The sequence below is a fragment of the Plantibacter sp. CFBP 8798 genome (genome assembly GCF_014841195.1).
GTDB classification, from domain to species: domain Bacteria; phylum Actinomycetota; class Actinomycetes; order Actinomycetales; family Microbacteriaceae; genus Plantibacter; species Plantibacter auratus.
Genome location: NZ_JACYTS010000003.1, coordinates 431,241 through 449,428, shown reverse-complemented (window position 1 = coordinate 449,428; position 18,188 = coordinate 431,241). Strand labels below are relative to the sequence as shown.

General features: G+C 67.6%; 12 protein-coding genes and 1 other RNA gene. 7 read left to right on the top strand and 6 right to left on the bottom strand.

Translation table 11 applies throughout. The features are described 5' to 3' along the window. Positions 1–49: 49 nt before the first annotated feature. From IFU30_RS14670 to IFU30_RS14660, 3 genes are all read right to left on the bottom strand, one after another. A complete protein-coding gene (locus tag IFU30_RS14670) occupies positions 50–1,093 on the bottom strand; it encodes an AAA family ATPase (protein ID WP_086475010.1) in 1,044 nt (347 codons plus the stop codon). Next, positions 1,090–1,719: a hypothetical protein gene (locus tag IFU30_RS14665; protein WP_192005714.1), complete on the bottom strand. Its 630-nt coding sequence runs from the start codon at positions 1,717–1,719 to the stop codon at positions 1,090–1,092. Before IFU30_RS14665 ends, IFU30_RS14670 begins: the two co-directional genes overlap by 4 nt. 472 nt (positions 1,720–2,191) lie before the next feature. Next, positions 2,192–2,842, bottom strand: a complete 651-nt coding sequence (locus IFU30_RS14660) for an SDR family oxidoreductase (protein ID WP_192005712.1) — start codon at positions 2,840–2,842, stop codon at positions 2,192–2,194. Between the two features lie 154 nt (positions 2,843–2,996). On the opposite strand from IFU30_RS14660, the gene ffs reads away from it, so the two are divergent. After that, positions 2,997–3,093: signal recognition particle sRNA small type (gene ffs / locus IFU30_RS14655), an RNA gene on the top strand. A gap of 205 nt (positions 3,094–3,298) precedes the next feature. Here the strand turns inward: ffs and IFU30_RS14650 are convergent. Next, positions 3,299–4,666 carry an LPXTG cell wall anchor domain-containing protein gene (locus IFU30_RS14650; RefSeq protein ID WP_192005710.1) on the bottom strand — a complete coding sequence of 456 codons (1,368 nt, stop codon included), beginning with the start codon at positions 4,664–4,666 and terminating at the stop codon, positions 3,299–3,301. Between the two features lie 241 nt (positions 4,667–4,907). Between IFU30_RS14650 and pta the strand changes: the two genes are divergently transcribed. From pta to IFU30_RS14635, 3 genes are all read left to right on the top strand, one after another. Further along, the gene (gene pta, locus IFU30_RS14645) at positions 4,908–7,076 is read left to right on the top strand and encodes a phosphate acetyltransferase (RefSeq protein ID WP_064296374.1); all 2,169 of its coding nucleotides are present in this window, start codon (positions 4,908–4,910) and stop codon (positions 7,074–7,076) included. Between the two features lie 12 nt (positions 7,077–7,088). Then, on the top strand, positions 7,089–8,312 hold the full coding sequence (locus tag IFU30_RS14640; RefSeq protein WP_192005708.1) for an acetate/propionate family kinase: 1,224 nt from the start codon (positions 7,089–7,091) through the stop codon (positions 8,310–8,312). A 248-nt stretch (positions 8,313–8,560) separates the two neighbouring features. Further along, on the top strand, positions 8,561–9,649 hold the full coding sequence (locus tag IFU30_RS14635; protein ID WP_192005706.1) for a hypothetical protein: 1,089 nt from the start codon (positions 8,561–8,563) through the stop codon (positions 9,647–9,649). An 83-nt stretch (positions 9,650–9,732) separates the two neighbouring features. Here the strand turns inward: IFU30_RS14635 and IFU30_RS14630 are convergent, their stop codons facing one another. Beyond that, on the bottom strand, positions 9,733–11,424 hold the full coding sequence (locus IFU30_RS14630; RefSeq protein WP_249404883.1) for an HNH endonuclease signature motif containing protein: 1,692 nt from the start codon (positions 11,422–11,424) through the stop codon (positions 9,733–9,735). Positions 11,425–11,807: 383 nt separating this feature from the next. Between IFU30_RS14630 and IFU30_RS14625 the strand changes: the two genes are divergently transcribed. Continuing rightward, positions 11,808–12,161 carry a hypothetical protein gene (locus tag IFU30_RS14625; RefSeq protein WP_192005702.1) on the top strand — a complete coding sequence of 118 codons (354 nt, stop codon included), beginning with the start codon at positions 11,808–11,810 and terminating at the stop codon, positions 12,159–12,161. A gap of 310 nt (positions 12,162–12,471) precedes the next feature. Here the strand turns inward: IFU30_RS14625 and IFU30_RS14620 are convergent, their stop codons facing one another. Continuing rightward, entirely contained in the window at positions 12,472–14,241 is a 1,770-nt protein-coding gene (locus IFU30_RS14620; RefSeq protein WP_192005700.1) for an alkaline phosphatase family protein, read from the bottom strand. 419 nt (positions 14,242–14,660) lie between these two features. Between IFU30_RS14620 and IFU30_RS14615 the strand changes: the two genes are divergently transcribed. Together IFU30_RS14615 and IFU30_RS14610 are read left to right on the top strand one after the other, a co-directional pair. Further along, positions 14,661–16,739: an acyltransferase family protein gene (locus tag IFU30_RS14615; protein WP_192005698.1), complete on the top strand. Its 2,079-nt coding sequence runs from the start codon at positions 14,661–14,663 to the stop codon at positions 16,737–16,739. A gap of 121 nt (positions 16,740–16,860) precedes the next feature. Next, positions 16,861–18,126, top strand: a complete 1,266-nt coding sequence (locus IFU30_RS14610) for an acyltransferase family protein (protein ID WP_192005697.1) — start codon at positions 16,861–16,863, stop codon at positions 18,124–18,126. The last annotated feature ends 62 nt before the right edge of the window (positions 18,127–18,188 follow it).

The window sequence follows — 18,188 nt, the reverse complement described above, 5'->3', positions numbered from 1 at the left end:
CCGGTGCCGGATCACGGCGATCCGGCGGTCGCGGTGCGGGGCCATCGGATCAGGACCTCAGCTCGGTGCGACCGGAGTGCGGCACGGGTGTCCGCTCCAGCAGCTCGACGAGCACCTCGGAGACCGCCTGGACGCCCGATCGGTCGTGGGCGCTCACCGCGCGGCGGGTGGGGATGAGCCGGTGGGCGAGGACCGGAGCGAGCAGCTGGTCGATGTCGTCGGGCAGGACGAACTCGCGGCCGTCGAGCGCTGCGAGCACCTTGGCCGCGCGGACGAGCTGCAGGGTGGCGCGCGGGCTCGCGCCGAGTCGGAGTTCGGGGTGCACGCGGGTCGCCTGCACGAGCGAGACGCAGTACTGCTCGACGATCGGCGACACGAAGACACCGCGGGCCCAGGCGATGAGGCGCTCGACGTCGCCGCGTGAGGCGACCGGTCCGATGGTGTCGAGCGGGTTGACCGTGTCACGCTGGCGGAGCATCGCGAGTTCCGCTGACGCGTCGGGGTATCCCATCGAGATACGCGCCATGAACCGGTCGCGTTGGGCCTCCGGCAGGGCGTAGGTGCCCTCCATCTCGAGCGGGTTCTGCGTGGCGACGACCGTGAACGGCGACGGGAGGGCGTGCGTCTCGCCGTCGACCGTGACCTGACGCTCCTCCATCGATTCGAGCAGCGCCGACTGGGTCTTCGGCGAGGAGCGGTTGATCTCGTCGGCGATGACGATGTTCGCGAACACCGCTCCGGGCTTGAACTCGAACTCGCGGTCGACCTGGTTGAAGATCGAGACGCCGGTGACGTCCGACGGGAGCAGATCGGGCGTGAACTGGATGCGGCGGACGGTACTGCCGACGGAAGCGGCGAGGGCCTTCGCGAGGACCGTCTTGCCGACGCCGGGGACGTCCTCGATGAGCAGGTGACCCTCGGCGAGCATCACGATGAGGGCCATGCGGGCAGCGAACGGCTTGCCGTCGAGGACGCGCTCGACGTTGTCGAGGATGCGCTCGGCCAGTACCTGGAACTCCTCGGCGTTCAGCGCTGGCTTCAGCTCGGCGACGGTGTCCCGCGGGGCGCGGCTGGTGTTGCTCTGCTCGGTCATGGTCGGCTCCTGCGGTCGTGGTCGAGCATGCGCTTGAACAGCAGCGCGACGATGGTGGCGAGGCCGATCGTGATGAGGGTCGGGGCGAGCGCTCCGAGGAACTGCATCCAGAGGTAGTTGTCGGTCGGGCCGCTGTCGCCGACGAACCCGCGGTAGAGCAGGGTGAACGACTGCCACAGTCCCACACCGCCGCCGAGCGTGAGGACGACACCGACGATCCAGAGGACCCGTTCCCAGACGACGGCGCGGACCCGGTGGGCCTCGGCGGCGTCGAGGTACTCGTCGTACCGCTCCTGGTCGAGCTGGGTCTGCTGCGCGTCGGGACCCGCCACCCCAGGCTGATCGGCGGCCGCGGCGGTATCGCCGGTCCGGGCTTCGAACGGGTGGATGCGACGATCGGTCTGTGAGTGCATGCCGCGGGACGGCTGGGCGCGCGGGCCGTCGTCGAACCGGTCGTCGGTCGGCGGGCGGACGGGGCGACCGTCGGTGGGCGGCTGGATGAGCTGCGGGGCGATCTCCTCGAGCGAGGCGAGGTGGCTGCGGCGGCCGGTGTCGGAGGCGTTCGGGCGCGTGCGCTCGTCGGTGTGTCCGCGCTGGAACGCGGGGTCGTAGCGTTGGTCCATCATCGGCCTCCGTCGCGCTGCGTTCATCGTCCGGGCCGGAACCCGTTGCCCGATCCTAGGACTGATAACGAACAGGTAACACCCCTGGACGTGTCGCCCACAGGAACTCCATATGTGCGCCAGGTTTCACACACACGGTGCCGGTGCGGGTCAGGGAACTCTTCGGAGCCGTCGTGCCCATCGGTTGTGAGGACCCGAGCACTGAGCACGTACCCGGTCAGTGAGACGTCTTCCGGTCCCCGAAACCCTCTCCGGTCCCTGAGGCCCTCTCCGGTCCCTGAGCTTGTCGAAGGGTGGGGTGTCCCGTGTGCACTTCGACAGGCTCAGTGACCGGTGTTCGTTGCCCGTCCCTGTTCCGGTCCTTCAAGCCCTCCACGGTCCCTGAGCTTGTCGAAGGGTGGGGTGTCCCGTGTGCACTTCGACAGGCTCAGTGACCGGTGTTGGTTGCCCGTCCCCGCTCAGGGACCGGACTGACTTACAGTGCCGCGAGCGCCTCGCGGATCGGGGTCTCGCCGCCGATGACCTCGAACTGCGTGCGGGACGCCGCGCCCGACTCGATGAGTGCGAACAGCACGGCCGCGACGTCGGCGCGTGGGATCGAGCCGCGGTCGGTGGTCGTCGCGGCGGTGATCGTGCCGGTCGGTGCGTCGTCCGTCAGGCCGCCCGGACGGACGATCGTCCAGTCGAGGTCGCGCCCGCGGAGGTCGGCGTCGGCTTCGGACTTCGCCCGCAGGTAGACCTGGAACACGTCGTCCGACTCCGGGTCGAAGTCGTCGGTGCTCATCGCCGACACCATGAGGTAGCGGGGGACCTTGGCGAGCTCGGCCGCCTCGGCGAGCAGGATGGCGCCGTCGCGGTCGAGGGTCAGCTTGCGGTCGGCGCCGCTGTTCGGGCCGGCTCCCGCCGCGAACACGACGACATCGGCTCCGGTGAGTTCGTCGGCGAGTTCGGCTGCCGAGGAGTGCTCGAGGTCGAGGACGATGGCGCGGGAGCCGATGCCCTGGAGTTCGCCGACCTGTTCGGGGTTGCGGATGATGCCGGCGGGGGAGTGTCCTGCTTCGGCGAGCAGTCGCTGCAGGTGCAGGGCGATCTGTCCGTGTCCTCCGGCGATGACGACGTCGGTCATGTGAGTCCTCTCGTTCGATGCGGTCCCGATCGGTGCGCCGTCCGTTCGTGGGGACGGTGGTCGATCGGTGGTCTGGATCCAGTGGTCCCAGATCCGCCAGTCAACGCCTCAACCGGGGCGTACGCAACCCGGTCGCGGCTCGGGTACACTAGGTGACGGCTCCCCGCGTGGCGCCATCCAGGCCAACTCCCCCAGGGCGGAAACGCAGCAAGGGTAACCGGGCTCTGGCGGGTGCGCGGGGAGTCTTTTCGTGCCCGCGGTGCCTGTCTCCGGCCCTGCACGATCGACCCCGCCCGCGCCGCAGCAGGACATCCGCCCCACAGCAGGACATCCGGCGCCGGTTCCTCCTGCTCTCGCGCGGATCTCCTGATCCCGCGCCGGTCTCCCGTCGCCCGCCGACGACGAAGCCCCGGAGCCCTGCGGTGGCAGGACTCCGGGGCTTGCGAGCACGTCAGATCAGCTGAGCTGGGCGCGACGCTTCCGGACGGCGACCAGCGAGAGGCCGCCGAGGAGCAGCATCGCGGCGAAGCCGAGCGGTGCAGTGGTGTCGGCGCCGGTCTCCGCGAGGGTCGGGCCCTGGCCGGACGTCGCGGGTGCTGCAGCGGCGAGCGTGAACTGCACCGGTGCCGACGGAGCCGAGGTGGGCGTCGGAACGGCCTCGCTCGGGTCGGCGATCAGCGTCGCCACGGCGGTGTAGTCACCGGGCGCGACGGCCACGGTGACCGACCAGCGGCCGTTGTCGTCGACGAGGATCGGGGCGCGCGGGTCGGCCGGAGCGGCGTCCTGGCCCTCGGGCAGGGCCACACGGGCGTTCGCGTCGGCACCGTTCGCGAGGTCTTCGAGTTCCTCCTGGAGTGCGTTGTAGAACGCGGTCGGCAGGAGGGCGACACCGAGGTAGGTGCCCGGTGTCGCGGTTCCCGAGAAGGTCACGACATCACCCGTGAGGGCCTGGCCCTGCGTCGGCGTCTCGATCACCGGTGCCGGCAGCAGCGGGGGCGCCGGAAGGGTGAAGAAGACGCTGTCGAAAGCGACCCGACGACCATCCGTCGCGACGATGGGCTGGCTCACGAGAGCGCGCGTCCCCTCGCCGTAGGTCGCGGTGATGCTCCAGGTCCCGTCGACCACGGTCGTCTCGAGTCGTCCGCCCTCGGAGATGTTGAGGTAGACGTTCAGCCCGTCCTGCCCGGTTCCCGAGAAGGTGACGGTGCGATCGGTGAATACCTGGCCGGCGGTCGGCGACAGGATCTCGAAGTTCCACACCTCGGCTTGGCTCGGGAAGACGACCTGTCGCTCGATCGACTCGTTGGAGCCGTCGACCTGCTGGGTGGACATCGCGACGATCGTGACGGAATCGACCATGGGGATCGTGATGGTCGTGGTCCAGGCCTCATCGACGACCGGGACGTCGTCGGCGTACACCGTCAGGAATCCGTCGCCCTGGTCTGCGGCGATGTCGACGACCGTGCCGGACTCGCCGACACCCGAGAACGTGACGGTCTGGCTCGTGAGGACCTCGCCCGCCGTGGGCGTGAGCATGTCGAACTTCGGTGCGGCGGCGCGGGCGGACGCGTCGTCGGACGGCGCTTCATCCGCGGGTACTTCGGAGGGAGTCGGCGCGGGCGACTCGGACGGCGCAGGAGACTCGGACGGCGCAGGAGACTCGGCGGGTGCTGGCGACTCGGTCGGCGTGGCGGTCTCGGAGACCGACGGGACCGGCTCGGTCGCAGCGGACGCGGGCCCGGCGGTGAGCAGTGCGCCACCGAGGGCGAGCGAGATGACGACGGGCAGCGAGAGCGCTTTCCGCCAGGACGTGGTGCGTGGCAAGGTGTTCCCCCCAGAGAAAGTCCCGCCGCGGCGCGGAGGCCGAAGCAGGACGTGTATGACAGCTGTTGGACAAAAGCTATCAGTTTCCTGAGAGTGCGTATGGGGGCTTTCCCTGCTCTTCTGACACGGATTCGCGATCGTCCCGATGTGCGGCTCCGCACGAGCACGCATCGGCCGTGGCGACCACGACATTGTGCGCTTACCCAGCCCCCGCAGAGCCCGCCCCCGTAGGCTGGAAACCGTGGCGCGAAGCATTTACATCATCTCTGCCGAAGGACACTCCGGGAAGTCGACGGTGGCCCTCGGGGTCCTCGACACCCTGAGCCATCAGATCGAGCGAATCGGGGTGTTCCGCCCCATCGCACGGTCCACGACGAAACCCGACTACGTGCTTCAGCTGCTGCTCGAGCACGACGGCGTCGACCTCGCCTACGAGGACTGCATCGGCGTCAGCTACGACGACGTGCACACCGATCCCGAGGCGGCGCTCTCGCGCATCGTTCAGCGGTACAAGCACATCGAGGCGCAGTGCGACGCTGTCGTCATCCTCGGTTCCGACTACACCGACGTCGGCAGCCCGACGGAGCTCGGCTACAACGCCCGGATCGCCACCAACCTCGGCGCGCCCGTCCTGCTCGTGCTCGGCGGTCGCGCCGGTCAGGGTGCGGGGGAGCAACTCGGCCAGTCCGTCGCCCGCACACCCGACGACATGCGCAACATCGCCGAACTCGCCCTGGGCGAGCTCGCCGACGCCCACGCCCAGTTGCTCGCCGTGGTCGCGAACCGCGCCGATCCCGACAAGCTCCTCGAGATCACCGCTGCGATCAGCGACGCCATCCACCCGAACGGTTCCGCGAACGGTTCCGTCGTCGCCCCGGCCGGCCACGCCGCCGGTGCCGCGATGGTCCCCGTCTGGGCCATCCCTGAAGACACCTTCCTCATCGCCCCGACCATGGACAGCATCCTCGAGGCCGTCGACGGCACCCTCGTGAAGGGCAGCGAGGAACTGCTCACGCGCGAGGCGCTCGGCGTCGTCGTGGCGGGCATGTCCATGGTGAACGTGCTCCCGCGCATCACCGAAGGATCCGTCATCGTGATCCCGGCAGACCGCACGGAGGTGCTGCTCGCCGCGCTCATGGCCAACGCCTCCGGCACGTTCCCGTCGATCGCGGGCATCGTGCTCAACGGTGGGTTCCCGCTGCCCGAGGTCGTGGAGGAGCTCATCTCCGGTCTCGGTGAGATCCCGCCGATCGTCAGCACCGACCTCGGCACCTACGACACCGCGGTCCGCGTCATGAACACCCGTGGCCGTCTGGCCGCCGACTCGCAGCGCAAGTACGACACCGCGCTCGCGCTGTTCGAGCAGAACGTCGACGCACCGCTCCTGCTCGAGTTGCTCAACGTGGCGCGCGCCGACGTCGTCACGCCGCTCATGTTCGAGTACGGCCTGCTGGAGCGCGCGCGGTCGAACCGCAAGCACATCGTGCTGCCGGAGGGCGACGACGACCGCATCCTCCGCGCGGCCGGCACCCTCCTCGCTCGCGAGGTCGCCGACCTCACCATCCTCGGTGAGGAGATCGAGGTGCGCTCGCGGGCCATCGAGCTCGGCATCGACCTCAGCAAGGCGACCATCGTCAGCCCCTTCGACGCGGTGCTGCGCCTCAAGTTCGCCGAGGAGTACGCCAGGTTGCGGGCCCACAAGGGCGTCACGATCGACATGGCGAGCGACGCCGTCACCGACGTCTCCTACTTCGGCACGATGATGGTGCACCTCGGGCTCGCCGACGGCATGGTCTCGGGCGCCGCCCACACGACGGCGCACACCATCCGGCCGTCGTTCGAGATCATCAAGACGAAGCCCGGTGTCTCCGTGGTGTCGAGCGTGTTCCTCATGGCGCTCGCCGACCGCGTGCTCGTCTACGGCGACTGCGCGGTGAACCCCGACCCGACCGACGCCCAGCTCGCCGACATCGCGATCTCCTCGGCCGAGACGGCGGAGCAGTTCGGGATCGAGCAGCGCATCGCGATGCTGTCGTACTCCACCGGTGACTCTGGCGCGGGCGCCGACGTCGAGAAGGTCCGCTCAGCGACCCGGCAGGTGCGCGAGCGTCGGCCCGACCTCCTCGTCGAGGGGCCGATCCAGTACGACGCCGCTGCCGATGCCGCGGTCGCTGCGACGAAGATGCCCGACTCGCAGGTCGCCGGCCGCGCGACGGTGTTCATCTTCCCCGACCTCAACACCGGCAACAACACGTACAAGGCGGTGCAGCGTTCCGCTGGCGCCGTCGCGATCGGTCCGGTGCTGCAGGGGCTCAACAAGCCGATCAACGACCTGTCGCGCGGCGCGCTCGTGCAGGACATCGTCAACACCGTCGCGATCACCGCCATCCAGGCGCAGGAACAGGAATAGGTCCAGACACACATGCCCACCGTCCTCGTGGTGAACTCCGGTTCCTCGTCGTTCAAGTACCAGCTCATCGATGTCGAGACGGAGCGGACGCTCGCCAGCGGACTCGTCGAACGCATCGGCGACGCGACGGGTGCCGCCGAGCACCGGTCCTACCTCCCGGACGCCGCGGGTGCGACGACGCCGCCCATCGAGGAGCGCTGGGTCATCGAGCGTGAGATCCCCGACCACACGGCCGGGTTCCGGGTCATGCTCGATGCGTTCGCCGAGCACGGGCCGTCACTCGACGAGCACGCGCCGATCGCGGTCGGCCACCGGGTGGTGCACGGTGGGAAGCGCTTCTTCGAGCCGACCGTGGTCACGGACCTCGTGAAGATCAACATCGAGGACATCTCCGAGCTCGCGCCGCTGCACAACCCGGCGAACCTGCAGGGCATCAATGCGGCGCAGGTCGCGTTCCCCGACGTGCCGCACGTGGCGGTGTTCGACACGGCGTTCCACCAGACCATCCCGGCCGCGGCGTACACGTATGCGATCGACGCGGAGCTCGCCGCGAAGCACCGCGTCCGTCGGTACGGCTTCCACGGCACCTCGCACAAGTTCGTGTCGGAGGCGGCTGCGGCCTTCCTCGACCGCCCGCTCGGTGAGCTGAAGCAGATCGTCTTCCACCTCGGCAACGGGGCGTCGGCGTGCGCGATCGACGGCGGCCGCTCGGTCGACACCTCGATGGGTATGACGCCCCTCGAAGGACTCGTCATGGGCACGCGCTCCGGCGACCTCGACCCCGCGGTGCTGTTCCACCTGCATCGCAAGGCGGGGCTCGGGTTCGACGAGCTCGACACGTTGCTCAACCGCCGCAGTGGTCTGCTGGGGCTGTCGGGTACCGGAGACATGCGCGACGTCACCGAGTCCGCGTCGAAGGGCGACGAAGCGGCGCAGCTCGCGCTCGACGTGACCGTCCACCGCCTGCGGCACTACCTCGGGGCGTACCTCGCGGTCCTCGGCGGTCTCGACGTGGTCGTGTTCACGGCGGGCGTCGGCGAGAACGCGCCGCTCATCCGTGCGGCTGCGGTGCAGGGGCTCGAGGGGCTCGGCATCATCCTCGACGAGGATCGTAACGCCGAGCGTGCGCGTGGCATCCGGGTGATCTCGACGGACGACTCCCCGGTGACCGTCCTCGTCGTCCCGACGAACGAGGAACTCGAGATCGCCCGTCAGACGGTCGCCGCCCTGGCGTAGTCCCGGCGCTCCGGTCCCTGAGCGCACTTCGACAAGCTCAGTGACCGAAGGGCATGCCTGAGTGCCTCTCCGGTCCGCGAGCACCTCTTCCGGTCCCTGAGCTTGTCGAAGGGCTCCCATGTCCCCTCTGCGGAGGACAAAAGAATGAGTGGTTCCCCCTATTAACTTTCCCTGAGAATCCGCTTAGTCTCAGAAAACCAACAGGTACGCCGCGCCTGTCGGACCCCTAGACGAAAGTACTCACCTCAGTGAATTTGAAGACGTCACGCCGCACTGCGGCTCTCGCCACCGGCCTCGCAGTTGTCGCCGGATCCACCCTCCTCATCGCCGGACCCGCGTCCGCTGCGGAGATCCAGGTCACCGCAGACCAGATCGCTCCGGATGAGACGAACTACGCCGGCTGGCACGAGGGTGTCGCCACGCCTGGTGCCCCGGCCGTCCTGAGCGACGCCGGTCTCACCATGACCGGTGACTCGCAGATCATCTACGGCTTCAACAACGACGGCGGTGTCCCGGTCGCTGCTGGCGGCTTCCTCGAGGCAGCGGCGAGCATCAGCTACGCGTCTGTCGAAGACGACCTGTACTTCCAGATCCCCGTTTTCGCCGACGGCACTTCCGACACCTTCACAACGCTGCGTCCTGTGGCGCCGGGCGTCGAGAACCTCGGTGGCGACTGGGTCGTCAGCCAGGACGTTCCGGGTCTCGCGACCGACGCGACCTACACGCCTGCAGAGCTCAGCGAAGCGCTCGGCGACTTCAACCTGCTCGCGTTCGGTGTCTTCGCCAACGCCGGCACGGTCGACACGCTGCAGTCGGTGACCTTCGGTGCTGACACGTACAACTTCGCCGCTCCGGTCGTCGCTCCGGTCTTCAACCCGGCGGTCTCCGTCGACCCCGACACGATCTACTTCTCCGACGTCCGCCCCGGCGGCGCCGGCTTCAGCGTGACCGTCACGGGCTTCACCCCGGGCGACACCCTGTCGTTCGCAGTGACCGACCCGAACGGTGAGATCTTCGGTTCCGCCGATGGCGCCAACACGGTCATCGCCGACGAGACCGGTGGCTTCGCAGCTTCGGGCCTCACCCTGCAGGGCGAAGGCATCCAGGTCGGCACCTACACGTTCACCGTGACCGACACCGCTGGCAACGCCCGCGCTGACTCCATCGCCGTCATCGCCGACCCGGTCGCCGCTGGCGCCCCGGCCGTCCCGACGCTGGCTGACACCGGCTCGGACTCGGGTGTCCTCGTCGGTGGCGCTGCCGCGCTGCTGCTCCTCGGTGCTGCCGGCATGCTGTTCGCAGCAGCTCGCCGCAAGGGCGCGCAGGTCACGGCCTAGTCTCAACCTTCGAAGCCCCGTCCTCGACTCCGGTCGAGGGCGGGGCTTCGTGCTGCCGCCGGGGTGCTGCCACGTCGACAGGCTCAGTGACCGATAGACCCCGTTCCCTGAGCTTGTCGAAGGGAAAGGTTTCTCGTGTGCATTTCGACAGGCTCAATGACCGGGTCTCCGGCCCCTGAGCCTGTCGAACCCGGTTCGTGCCCGCGGGGGAGGAAGGCGGAGCGGCAGCTCCATTGCTGCACTCCGCCCGATCGCATGTGCCGGGACCGCTCGGCCCAGGCCATGCGCGCCGGCCATTTGCGCGTTCGGGTAACGAAAATGACCGGAACCCATACTTCGGAGCACCCCGCAGACCGGTTTGGGTCGGAATCGACGCCCGGGTCGGCCCCAGGACTGCGATGGTGTTGCCAGGCGGCGCGCAACCTCGGCTTGCCGCCGCGGCGTGGAATGCGATGCGGATCGATATGCGCGGGCGGAATGAACCAGGGCACGTGGTCGCGCACGATGACCTCCCATCCGTCGTTGTGGATGCGATGGTGATGGAAGCTGCACAACAGGATGCCGTTGGACAGGTCGGTCGGTCCGCCTCGTGACCACCAGACGAGGTGATGGGCCTCGGTATACGACGGTGGATGGGTACAGCCGGTCCAGGCGCAGCCGCCGTCGCGTTCGGCGAGGGCAATCTTCTGCCCCTTGGTGAACAATCGTGTGCCAACTCCGAGGTCGAGCACCTGCGACGGCCCGCCGAGCACCATCGGGATGATCCGGCCATCGGCCGCCATGCACCGTGCGGTGCCGGCGGAGATCGGTTCGGAGACGCCGTCGATGTAGGCCTTGCCGTCGGACCAGTGGCCATCGTCGGCCAGATCGGGTTCGTCCATGCGGATGATGAGGGAGACGGGCGCGAGTTCCATGACCGCCGATTCGCAACCTGCGGCGTGACGGAAGACTCCGACGAGGGCTTCCACCCGGCGTTCGTCCATCGTGCGAGTGTCGGGCATCTCTGCGGCCGGAACGTAGGCGTCGTCGAGGGGATCGGCTGAGGGCAGCTCACTGCTGGTTGCTGCCGCCGCGGCCGTTTCATCGGAGGGATCGATGAACCGGACCTGCCGCAGCTGCTTGCCGACGACGGCGTCCATCGTCGCGCGGACCCATCCCGCCGCCTCGGGTGCGAGGAAGGCGCGGAGCTCGGTCATGCCGTCGGGGAGTTCGCGGAGGGTGCAGCGCTGCTGCTTCCGGAGCGCGATCTCCCGTGGCACGGGGCCGTCTTGGTCGAGGCTGGTGCGGACGAGCTTGGCGAGGCTGCTGACCTCGGCGAGCGGCGCACCGTCGCAGTGCTCGATGCCGGCGCTGACGGCACGGTGGACGCGTTCGTCGTCGACACCGGAGCCCACCAGTCGCAGCTCGCGCAGCAGGATGCCCGCGCCCTCGACGCTGAGCGCGGACCGGACGAAGCCGGATGGGGTGGTCGCCTCGTCGTGGTCGACCGTGCACGTCGGGTTGTCACCTTCAGACAGCGGCAGGCAGGGAGCATCGACCGAGGGCCGGGGTTCGATGGCGGCGGCGATCTCGGGGCGGTCGCATTCGATGACGTCGCCGGTGAGGGCGCGCTTGGGGGTGATCGCCTGGGCGACCGAGGTGATCGTGGCGGCGCGTCCGCGCGGGATGCGCCACCGCTCCGAGAGCATGACGGCTGGCGTCGCGTACCCGTGGCTGCGGGCCAACGGGTCGTGGCCGACGATGCCGCTGCGGGAGCGCTCCGACACCGAACCCATGACGCGTGCTGCCAGGACCTCGACCACGTGCTGCACGGCACCCAGCTGGTCGAGGACGCGGACCACGCCCGCGTTGTTCATGCCGGCGAGCTGCTCGATGGCGTCGTCGCCTGGCCGGATCGGGTCGAGCGCGCCCGACCACGTGCGGAGGAGCTCGGAGACCGTTTTGCTCAGCGTGCCCAAGGGGTCGGTGGAGACCTGACCGAGGGGAACGCGTGGGCTGCTGGACATGGGACCATCCAAACATGAGCCACTGACATTCGAACCGAGACCGATTCTCCCGCTGATCTGGGATATTTAGCCAACATCTGTTGCGCGCGAGTGCCTCTCCAGGCCCTGCGAGCGGTGAGCGACTTCTCGCATGGCCCGCGTACACTCGCCATATGCGCCCCCTCTCCGTGCGCGAGCGCGACCTCCTGGTCGCCATGGTCGCCCGTGGTACGGAGGACGGTGTTGATCGGGTGATCGCCGCCTCCGATCGGGAACGGTGGGCGGGACAACTCGCAGACATCGCGGTGCACGGGACGTGCGGTTGCGGCAGCTGTCCCTCGATCGACCTTGTCCCTGAGAGCGACGACCGGCCCTCCGCGGCGCGACAGACCGTCCTCGAAGCGAGTACCTCGACCGCAAGCCTGCTTCTCTTCATCGAGGGTGACCGTCCGACGTACCTGGAACTCGCCCCGTGGGGCGATGAGCCGATCACGGAGTTCCCGCTGGTGGCAGACGTCGAGTTCTGAGGTCGCACCTCGGCGGGGGTCGCCGCCCCTCGACAAGCTCAGGGACCGGGAAAGGTACTCAGAGACCGAGTGGGGTGCTCGGGGACCGGGAAGGGTGCGCCGGGACTGGGTGGGTGCGCAGGGATCGGGTGGGGCGCTCGGGGACCGGGAAGGGTGCGCCGGGACTGGGTGGGGTGCGCAGGGATCGGGAGGGGTGCTCGGGGACCGGGGAGGCGCTCGGGGACGGGAGCGGTGCGGAGAGGACCGGAGCGTTCGCAGCCGTCACGATCCGGTCCGGTCCCTGAGCTTGTCGAAGGGCACCACCGCCCGCTCAGTCCCGCGTGCCGAACAGCCCTTCGCCGTGCTTCGTCAGCACCTCGTACGCGTCGGCGTAGTTGTCCGGTAGCGGGGCTCCCGGTTCGTACTTCGCGAGGAGGATCCCGATGAGTCCGAGGGCCGGCGGCGTGAGTGGTCGCTTGCGGTCCTTGTCCGTGTCAGCCCGCGCGTTCGCCTCGGGGTTCGGCGGCACGTAGGCGGGCGTCACCGTCGGCCACAGCACCGGCTGCCTCGGTGAGGTGAGGTTCACGGCGTTGAAGATGCTCGTGGCGGTGCGGTCGCGTTCGGTCAGCGGGTCGAGCCCGTGCAGTTCGGCGAGGGTCTTCATGAGTGAGCCGTGATGCATCTCCTCGTTGATGACGCTGCCGGCCTTCGTGTACGCGGAGATGACGATGGTCGGCACCCGCAGGCCGAGGCGGTCGAAGGTGAAGCCCATCTCGCCCGCCTCCGGCTCGCCCGACGGCGGGGTCGCCTTGGGCGGTGCGACGTGGTCGTAGATGCCGCCGTGTTCGTCGAAGGTGACGAGCATGACCGTGTTCATCGCGTTCGAGCCGGTGGTCGACGCCCCGTGCTTGATCGCCGTGTAGACCTCGCCGAGCAGTTGCTCGCCGGCGCGCATGTCGGAGTAGGCGGAGTCGAGCTCCGGGTCGACGTCGTCCCGGCTCGGGTTGTCGGGACGGACGACCGGCGGGTGCATGTCGTTGTGGTCGAACACCATGCGTGGTTCGACGAAGGCGTAGTCGGGCAGGTCACCGTTCGCCGCGTCCTCGTGGAACTGCTCCATGCTGCGGAAGTTGCTCTTCCAGTACTGCTCGATCGACGGTGCACTCAGGAGGCCGGTGAGGGAGACGACCTGTTGGGCGTCGTAGTAGACGCGCCAGGTCTTGCCGGCCTCCTCGAGCCGGTTGAACACGGTGGGGACGGCTGGTGCGCTCAGCCATTTGCCGATGCCGTCGCCCTCGATGTTGGTGACGTAGCCGTGGGAGGTGCTCGCGTGGAAGAAGGAGCGGTTGCAGAAGGTCTGGGAGGGGACCGCCGCGTACCAGTGGTCGTAGACGCCGAAGTTCTTGGCGAGCGTGGACAGCACCGGCAGCATCTCGGGGGAGAAGCCACCCATCACGGTGGAGTACTCCTCGGGCGTCGGCTTGCGGCCGCGGGCGAGCGTCGAGTTGACGATGTAGTCCTTGACGAAGCCGTCGTTCTTGGGCGAGGAGATGTCGGCCGGGAGGTTCCACGGTGGTTGCAGCGGATTGCGGAGGTCGCCGTTGCTCTCGGGGTCGATGGTGCCGAAGAGCTGCGTGTTGACGTGCGGGTAGAACTCGCCGGGGTCCGGGTCGGGCTGGGCCATGATCTGGTCGGTGGGACCTGTGTAGACGTGGGCGGGGACGGGTTCGCCGGACTCGCCGGGGTTGCTGTAGTCGCCCTGGGCGAGGCCGTCGAAGGTCTGGCCGGCCGGTTCGCCTCCGGCTGGGTACAGCCATCCGAGCATGTGGTCGAACGAGCGGTTCTCGAACATCACGACGACGACGTGGTCGAAGCCCGGTTCGCTGCGCTTGGGGAGCGGCGTGAAGCCGTAGTCCTCCTGCGGGTTGGACGCGGTGGCGGCTGCGATGCCCCCGGCAACGGCACCCCCGGCAGCGAGACCGGCGACGCCGAAGCCTGCGGCGCGGAAGAAGTCGCGGCGCGAGGTTGGGCGTTTGGGGTGGAGAGTGTTATCGGTCTGGTGCGAGCCGTGGTCGACGTCGTAGTCGTCGTTCCTGGACATCTCCGCCTCCCGAGTTCCGAAGCGGCGCCAAACTCGAGCTGAGAGCGGCGCCCGTGCGTGGACCTAGCGTACGGGGCTCGCGCGACGAGCTGTCAGAACAGGTGCTGTGTACCGGACCCCACTCGTTGGGACGGCCTACTTTCCGTGAATGTGCCGCACACTCATTCGGCCGGAAGCGCCGCGCGCCACCGCATACTCTCGCCGCATCTGAGCTGCACGTGTTTGAATAGTGGCAGCGAAGCACGTCCAGGCCAATGCAGAACTGAACACGATCCGGATTTCGTCACGACATGGCGGGCCGGCCGTGGTCACAGCCGCGTGCTCCGCTCCAGTTCACTGTCGCGCTGGACCAGCGTTCCCGCACTTCCGACCTGCTGATGTCGCGATCGTCGCTGTTGCGGCCGACAAGGAGAACACTCATGGCGCGCGCAAACTTCCGAGCTGACGTCCAAATGCTGCGGGTGATCGCCGTGGGCCTCGTAATCCTGGACCATGCCGCTCTATTGCAGCGCTTACCTGGGAGCCCGCGAGGCGGATTCATCGGGGTGGACATCTTCTTCGTGATATCCGGCTTCTTGATTACGTCACATCTTGTCAACGAGCGGCTAACCACCGGCAAGATATCGTTCCGAAAATTCTACGAGCGGCGAGCCCGCAGAATCCTCCCGATGGCGGTCGTCGTCGTCGTCGTCGTCATGTTGATCTCGTATGTGCTCTTCTGGACGTCGCAAGCGAATCAGTATGCGCTGGACGGTGTCTGGTCATTGCTGTTCATCTCCAACATCGCGTTCGCGATCAGCGGCACGGACTACTTCGCGTCGTCCGCGCCGTCGATCTTCCAGCACTTCTGGTCGCTTTCTGTGGAGGAGCAGTTTTACATCGTCTGGCCGTTCGTGATCCTGCTAGGAGGAGTGCTCGCAGCTAAGGTGCGCAGACCACGTCTGGTGATCGGTTTGACCGCAGCCGCGGTGGGGTTGCTGTCGTTCGGGTGGGCGTGCTTTGAGACGAACGTCGCTCCGACGGCGGCATATTTTTCGACGTCGTCGAGGGCGTTCGAGTTTGCCGCCGGTGCTGTCCTGGCGATCGGTGCAGCCTCCCTGGCCCGTCTCCCGCAAGGAGCTCGGCTCGTGATGGCGGGCTTCGGCCTTGTCGGGCTCGTCCTGTCCGTCTGGATGGTCGACCCGGGGTCGGGTTTCCCCGGCCCGGCGGCGATCCTTCCCGTGGTCGGCACCCTCCTTGTGATCGCGGCCGGTACGGGTAGAATCGGCGGACTCCGGATCCCTCTGCTGACGAGCCGACCTGTGAGCTATCTCGGCGGTATCTCCTACTCGCTGTATCTCTGGCATTGGCCGGTGATCGTCATCGCGCGGAGCACCATCCCATCGAAGGCGGCCGCTGTGGCCGTTGCGCTCGTAGTGACGCTCGGATTGTCTGTCCTGTCCTACCGCTTCGTCGAACAGGCGGTGTTGCGGTCCTCATGGCTCCAGCGAGAGACCCGAGACACGACGAAGCATCCGTGGATCCGGCGTGGTAGCGCGATGCTCGTGATAGGCGTCGTCTCCTCGGCCGCGCTTGTTGGTGGTGCCTCGATCGTGACACGTGTGGCCGCCCAGACCCCTACCGAGGCCTTCGAAAGATCGGCTGACGAGCCCGCGGCCGTGGCTGCTCGAGTCGATGCGTTACAGGTCAAGATAGGTGACTCCGAAAAAACAGCCACCTGGAACGACGTCAGCCCTGCAATCGACGCGCTCGGCCCGATCGTGCCCGATGCGATGCTGGACTGCTGGACGCCGAGGGTCGGAGAACTCGCTTCGTGCGAGCTCGGCGACCCCCGTGCTACCCGGTCCGTCGTCCTCCTGGGCGACTCGATCGCGATGACGTATTCCTCGGCGCTTCGGAAACTCGCGACGGAGATGGACTTCACCCTCCGCATCTTCGCAAAACCCGGGTGCCCTGCCGCTGAAATGACCGTGCTGTCCACGGACGGCTCCGTCTATTCACAGTGCGACGACTTCCGTAGCCAGGCGCTCGACGAAGTGCAGCGCCTGCAACCCGACCTCATCCTCATGGCCTCCGCGCGCGACTTCAACCTCGCACCTGGTTCGGACCTCAAGCCGCAAGAGGCCCTGGCGCAGGGGTGGACGAAGACGCTGGAGCGCGTCTCTTCGGTCGGGCCGGTGGCCATCCTGACCCCGCCCGTCGACGGACCCGAGACGGCGGTCTGCGCGAACCGGTTCAACGGACCCGCCGACTGCGGCACCGGCGTCTCGACCGATTGGTTGGCCAATTTGTCGACCACGTCGGCTGCAGCGCAACCGTTCGATGCCACAGTCATCGACACAGCAGCCTGGTTCTGCACGCTCGATGGTGTGTGTCCTGCAGTCGTCGACGGCACGATCGTGCGACGCGACCGTACCCACCTGACGGTCGAGTACAGCGAGTCGCTCGTGCCGCTGCTGGGCGGATGGCTGTCGCGGATGCTTGAGACGGCCGCGTGAGGGCGACCCGTCGCCGGCCTCCAGTAGCTCGAGGCCGTGCCGAAGACGGAACCGAGCTCAGCTTGCCCGCAGGTGTGCTCATTGACCGATGTCCGATGCGCCCTAACGCTACTGTCGAAACATGACCCGACTCTGGAAGCGTGCCTCACCTCCGTCTTGGGGGCGACGCCTGCTCGGGATCGAGGGACTGCGCGCGTTCGCTGCAGTTGCGGTCATGGTGACTCACGTGCAGCGAAAGCTGGGCCAGGCAGCGGTCAGCGGTCCTTGGGAGAAGGTGTTCGATTTCACCAATCACGGTTTGACGTTGTTCTTCGCCCTGTCGGGCTTTCTGCTCTTCAGACCATTCGCCGCAGCGTTGATTAACGGAACCGCGAGACCGGCGACCGGGAAGTACGCCGTCAACCGGCTGTTGAGGATTTACCCCGGCTACATCGTCATCCTCGTGCTCGTGAGCTTCGTGATTGGCGCAGCCAACACCCGGGCGCCCACGTGGGGCGACGACGGATTCGGTCGCACGGACGCCAGTATCGGATTCCTTCATGACCCGGCCGGATTCATCGCCAGCCTCTTCATGGTGCAGACTATGTTCCCAGCCACGAACCGGCTTGGAATCGGGGTCGCGTGGTCGTTGAGTGTCGAGCTCACCTTCTACATCCTCCTGCCGCTGCTCGCCATGCTGGCCGGGTCGATCCTCAAGCGATCAAACCGTCCACTCATCGCGGTGGCGAGCGCTCCGCTGCTCCTTTTCGGGCTCGGCGTCTGTGGGAAGTTCGTTTCCACAATCATCGCAAAGTCATATCCCGAGCGTCTGCACTTCGCGCTCGAGTGGGGCGACAACTGGGTATCGGTCTTCAACCGCAGCATTCTTGTCCATGCCGACCTGTTCGCCTACGGGATGGCGGCAGCCGTCATCGTCGTCCTGGCGCAGAGTCAGAAGATCCGCCCTGAGACCATCCGACTCATCGTTCGGGTCTCGATCGGGGTGTCGATCTCGTTCGCGCTGGTCGGGTTCAGCGGGTTCGGGCGCTTCCTGACCGATTCGCTCGTCGGTATCGCCTGCGGCGCCCTCTTGCTCGTCGTCGTCCTGCCCAACGGACGCGGCACGCATTCGGCCGTCTCGCGAGCGCTGGAGTCGGCGCCGCTTCGGTACACCGGGCTCGTCTCCTACAGCTTCTACTTGTGGCACGTGCCGGTCATCTGGTTGCTCAACGACCGTGGCCTAATCCTCCCGGACACGCCAATCGGTCTCCTAGGAAACTCCGTGATCGTGTTCCTGGTGAGCCTGGCACTCGCGTCAGCCACCTACTTCCTCGTGGAGGCTCCTGCGCTCCGTCTGAAAAAGCGCACCGGTACGCCGGTCGTCACGGGAGTTCGCTCGGTGTTGTGAGACGAGCGCACGGCCATGCCTACTCAGGGCGGTTGTAGTTGCGGGGTACACGGCGTTTCCGC

Excerpts from the sequence above, each read along its gene's own strand:
- IFU30_RS14670 (WP_086475010.1), bottom strand. The coding sequence starts at position 1,093 with ATGACCGAGCAGAGCAACACCAGCCGCGCCCCGCGGGACACCGTCGCC.
- IFU30_RS14665 (WP_192005714.1), bottom strand. The coding sequence starts at position 1,719 with ATGATGGACCAACGCTACGACCCCGCGTTCCAGCGCGGACACACCGAC.
- IFU30_RS14660 (WP_192005712.1), bottom strand. The coding sequence starts at position 2,842 with ATGACCGACGTCGTCATCGCCGGAGGACACGGACAGATCGCCCTGCAC.
- IFU30_RS14640 (WP_192005708.1), top strand. The coding sequence starts at position 7,089 with ATGCCCACCGTCCTCGTGGTGAACTCCGGTTCCTCGTCGTTCAAGTAC.
- IFU30_RS14630 (WP_249404883.1), bottom strand. The coding sequence starts at position 11,424 with ATGGGTTCGGTGTCGGAGCGCTCCCGCAGCGGCATCGTCGGCCACGAC.
- IFU30_RS14625 (WP_192005702.1), top strand. The coding sequence starts at position 11,808 with ATGCGCCCCCTCTCCGTGCGCGAGCGCGACCTCCTGGTCGCCATGGTC.
- IFU30_RS14620 (WP_192005700.1), bottom strand. The coding sequence starts at position 14,241 with ATGTCCAGGAACGACGACTACGACGTCGACCACGGCTCGCACCAGACC.
- IFU30_RS14615 (WP_192005698.1), top strand. The coding sequence starts at position 14,661 with ATGGCGCGCGCAAACTTCCGAGCTGACGTCCAAATGCTGCGGGTGATC.
- IFU30_RS14610 (WP_192005697.1), top strand. The coding sequence starts at position 16,861 with ATGACCCGACTCTGGAAGCGTGCCTCACCTCCGTCTTGGGGGCGACGC.